The sequence below is a fragment of the Gilliamella sp. Nev5-1 genome, from assembly GCF_001690895.1.
In the GTDB taxonomy this organism is placed as follows: Bacteria; Pseudomonadota; Gammaproteobacteria; order Enterobacterales; family Orbaceae; genus Gilliamella; species Gilliamella apicola_C.
On sequence record NZ_LZHO01000065.1, the window covers coordinates 1 to 4,006 of the forward strand.

Annotated in this window: 5 protein-coding genes; all 5 read right to left on the reverse strand. The window is 34.3% G+C overall.

Going from position 1 to position 4,006, the window contains the following annotated elements; all coding sequences use genetic code 11:
- Positions 1 to 207: 207 nt before the first annotated feature.
- Positions 208 to 891 carry a hypothetical protein gene (locus A9G41_RS08480; RefSeq protein ID WP_065583101.1) on the reverse strand — a complete coding sequence of 228 codons (684 nt, stop codon included), beginning with the start codon at positions 889 to 891 and terminating at the stop codon, positions 208 to 210.
- An 8-nt stretch (positions 892 to 899) separates the two neighbouring features.
- Positions 900 to 1,853, reverse strand: a complete 954-nt coding sequence (locus A9G41_RS08485; RefSeq protein WP_065583102.1) for an RHS repeat domain-containing protein — start codon at positions 1,851 to 1,853, stop codon at positions 900 to 902.
- 173 nt (positions 1,854 to 2,026) lie between these two features.
- A complete protein-coding gene (locus A9G41_RS08490; protein ID WP_065582621.1) occupies positions 2,027 to 2,509 on the reverse strand; it encodes a hypothetical protein in 483 nt (160 codons plus the stop codon).
- Positions 2,510 to 2,884: 375 nt separating this feature from the next.
- On the reverse strand, positions 2,885 to 3,247 hold the full coding sequence (locus tag A9G41_RS08495) for a DUF596 domain-containing protein (RefSeq protein WP_065582002.1): 363 nt from the start codon (positions 3,245 to 3,247) through the stop codon (positions 2,885 to 2,887).
- A partial coding sequence (locus tag A9G41_RS08500) for an RHS repeat-associated core domain-containing protein (RefSeq protein ID WP_143425446.1) occupies positions 3,244 to 4,006 on the reverse strand: 763 nt, incomplete at its 5' end. The genes A9G41_RS08495 and A9G41_RS08500, both read right to left, overlap by 4 nt.

The following is a 4,006-nucleotide window of genomic DNA, read 5'->3' on the forward strand; positions in this document are numbered from 1 at the left end:
ATTCATAGTGGGTTTGATGCCCTAACGCATCAATCTCAACGGTTTTCAATCCCTCTTCATTATACTGATAGGTTTTGGTCGCCCCATTAGCATCGGTTTCTGACTGTAACAAACCATCTTTATGGGTGTAACACTTTTGACTGCCATCAGCCATGGTGACAATCACGTTTTCATCTGAAATCTATTGATTAAATAATGTAAGCACTATCAATTATTTTGGCTTGGCGGATAATCCAAAATAGCTTCCTTGTACCCATCCATATCATTAAAATAATTACTCGTAAAGTTATAATCCCACATAGGTGACTCTATAGCATTAAAATAACTAATATTTAGTGATATCCTTTTTTTAATTAATTCTGTTTCTTTTTCATTATTAATTTTTATTATACCTTTATCGCCTCCTACCACGCCATCATCACCATCTATCATTAATGGAAGAATTTTATCCTCCTCCAACTCTAAAAAAACTTTACCTTGAAAAATGGCTCGACCAAAAATATTTGAATCTAAGTGTTCTGAGTCATATCCACCTAATACAATGTAACGATCTTTAATATTAAAATTTAAGCCTGATGAATGATAATAGTCTCGTTCTTTATGGATCACTTTAAGATCATAGCAGCGAATATTTTCTATCGTGAGAGTAGCTTTTCTGGCTAATACCAGCAGGTCATCAGCGATATTGATGATACTTTTGGGATTTATCAAGAGTATCTGATCTCGCCATATATTCTCATCCATACGTATGGATGCATTTTCGAGATATATTCGGCAAGTTAAATTTTTTTGATCAATTTTCGGTAAAGAACAATAGTTTTTTACACCACTCCAGCCATCAATATCAATGAAATATTCGTAACTATTTGTAATGTCAATTTTATATTTCATAAAATCACCTATTCTTTCTTGAAAATATATTCGTTTAATTGTTCATTTCTAATTGCCTCTCCATTCGACTGAGTATATCCCTTGCTAGAAATTTTTCGTTTATTAATCAATTGCAACCCTTTATTTTTTGCTATAATTTCCAGATTTCTCATATATTTATTTACTTTACCATCACTGCCACGAATGATTATTGTACCATCTTTCTTTAAAACGCGGAGGACTTCATCATTTAAGGGAGCATAGCCATACGGATTATCCATTATAATGGTCTTTTGCGAGCCGGTAGCGATATTCGACAAATTATGCGCATCGCCAGCAAAAACACCTGGCGCCATAGGGTGAGCAGGATGAGATATATTATAAGCACCCTCAATAGGGTTTAGCCCGGCACCAATAACGAGTGTTCCATCCTGTTCAGCAGATTTTAAGTATCTTTTATTTCCAACAATAAACCATTTACATTCTAATCCCAACGGGTCAATTAAGTCTATTGGATCATTATTGGCATATTGATAACTATTTAACCCACCCAGTATACCAAGTGGGTCTTGAGTAATATATCTGCCAGTAAATGGGTCATAGTAACGGTTTAGGTTGTAATGAAGTCCTGTTTCCTCATCATAATATTGCCCTTGGAATCGTAACGGATTATTCGGCAGGGAATCTATATCGTCCTGATGGTAGGTTTCGTTTATTATCTGACCATAGGCATTATACTGGCATTCATAGAGCGTGTCACCTAAGCTGCCGGTAAGGGCTATGGGTGTGCCGAGGTGGTCGTTTTGATACCAGTAGAGTTTGATGTTATCTTGTTGGGCATTACCGTGCACTAGGGCTAATGGACGGTAAGAGTCTGGCTCGTAAAGGTAGCTTTGCCAGTGTTTATCGTTATCGGTCTCGGCAATAAGTTTATTAGACTGTGGCCTTTTCCACGTTTTTCCACAATCAGGTTGCCAAAGCAATCATGCTCAAAGTATATGCCACCAAAAAACATTTGGGTTTATCATAATATTAACGCTAATAACATCATAGCAAATGGTTAGTTGACACAATAATAATTTAAATCTAACAAAGTAAGCTAAGTATTAAGCTTACCTTGCCGATTTGATATGTTAAATTGAATCTAAATTGGAAGTTATTCTACAGGCTCTAATGAGACTGCCATTTCTAAAGCTGTTTTAGAGCGATTTATTTTACCATCAAAATCTGGTTGTAATTTCATTTCATCTAATGCATAAACGATACTTGCACTATATCCTATTTTAAAGAGCTTTGAATCTTCTTTTTTGTTGGTATAAATACCAACAGATTGAATTGTCCCATCTTCAAGTAATAAATCAACTGTATTATTAAAATTTGAGGGATCTTGCCCTGCTACATAAGCTTTTTTTATTATTCCTGAAATAAATAATAAAGGTATCCTCCCCTGCTCAATACTATTCCACCACTCTTTTGATCCAAAAAGACCATTGGTACCTTTGAGACCCATTGTAGGTTTTGATTTGTCTAACGTTAATGCTTGTGTTAAAGCGACTCTTTCTGGATTATTTTTTAATTCCTTTGATAATAAAAAGACCATTTTCATTGGAACTTTGGAAGTTTCTAATTTTAATAGCATATTTTTACCTTTATTTTACTTTTTCAAAATGAACAATATTTTCATTAAAAATTTCTATGCCTCTACCTTGTCCAAGTTGAGTTGTCATTTGCCCACCTTCAACTTTAAAACGAGTATTGGTTTTCATCCATTTTCCAGTTTTAATCGACATATTAGGAAATATGAGAAATTCTAAGGTATGTTTGATGAAGTAAAGGCTAGTTCAATATATTAAAATTAGTTATAATTGAATTCCATGATAATTATTTAGCTAGCCACGCCTTCCGAACGAATCTTGTCGGATATATCTGCCGATAAACAAGTCGTAATAAAGGTTAAATTGTAATGTAATTGTCTTTCTTCATCATAATATTGCCTTTATAGTAATTTTTTAATTTAAGTCCAAACCTCTTGACCATTACTGGTAATCCAAACAATGCCGCAATTTAATTTCACATAGAACCACATACCTACATCATCTAGATCATCATCCTCGTTATCGGGAGGGTAAGGAGGCCAAATATTCTTAATAGAATTAATTTGTTCTTCAATTGTGCCAGATAAAAAAATTCCATTTCTAGCTAATCTAATATGTCCATCTTTTATTAATTTTTCTAATATTCTAAAAAATAAATCTTTTCTTATTTCGTAGGGTATTTTTATATCTTTCGTGTAATTATCTAAATGTTGCCACATTGTGCCCATTGAATAACCAAAAGCACTTTCTAAAATAGAATTATAAATTTTTTTAAAATTCATTGAAATTTCATCTCCACTCTGTTTCCTTTATTAATACTCGGGTTTTTGATATCTATAGTCCATTTTGCTTTATTTTGTTCTACAGATTCGGAAAAATTTCTTAACGTAATATTACTACCAGCATTGGGACCTTCTGTGATCTTAATTGAATATATCGTTCCTTTCCCCGGAATAATTTTTGCTGTTGGCATAGTATCAACACCAGATAGACGTTTAAAATAAGCCATAACATCAGCCTCAGATGCTCCAGTGAATACCGGTGCTCCAATACTGACATTTTTATCGGCGACGAGTATTTTACCATTTACTGAAATGGTAAAATCTTTAGGATGAATGTTTTTATTGTTATATAGAGCAGCTAGATTGTCCATTTCTGTTTTTGCTAATTGTTGTAAGCTTTTGGCTCCCTCTCCAGCAACCTCCTCAAACCCATTATTTTCAACCTTAATCAATCCTAACGGATCTATCCAATTTATCGGATCACTACCGGCATATTGATAACTATTTAACCCACCCAGTATGCCAAGTGGGTCTTGAGTAATATATCTGCCGGTAAATGGGTCGTAGTAACGGTTTAGGTTATAATGAAGCCCTGTTTCCTCATCATAATATTGCCCTTGGAATCTTAATGGGTTATCCGGCAGGGAATCTATATCGTCCTGATGGTAGGTTTCGTTTATTATCTGACCATAGGCATTATACTGGCATTCATAGAGCGTGTCACCTAAGCTGCCGGTAAGGGCTATGGGTGTGCCGAGG

What these genes read in the sequence shown, in the direction of transcription:
- A9G41_RS08480 (WP_065583101.1), bottom strand. Translation starts at nt 891, where the DNA reads ATGAAATATAAAATTGACATTACAAATAGTTACGAATATTTCATTGAT.
- A9G41_RS08490 (WP_065582621.1), bottom strand. Translation starts at nt 2,509, where the DNA reads ATGCTATTAAAATTAGAAACTTCCAAAGTTCCAATGAAAATGGTCTTT.
- A9G41_RS08495 (WP_065582002.1), bottom strand. Translation starts at nt 3,247, where the DNA reads ATGAATTTTAAAAAAATTTATAATTCTATTTTAGAAAGTGCTTTTGGT.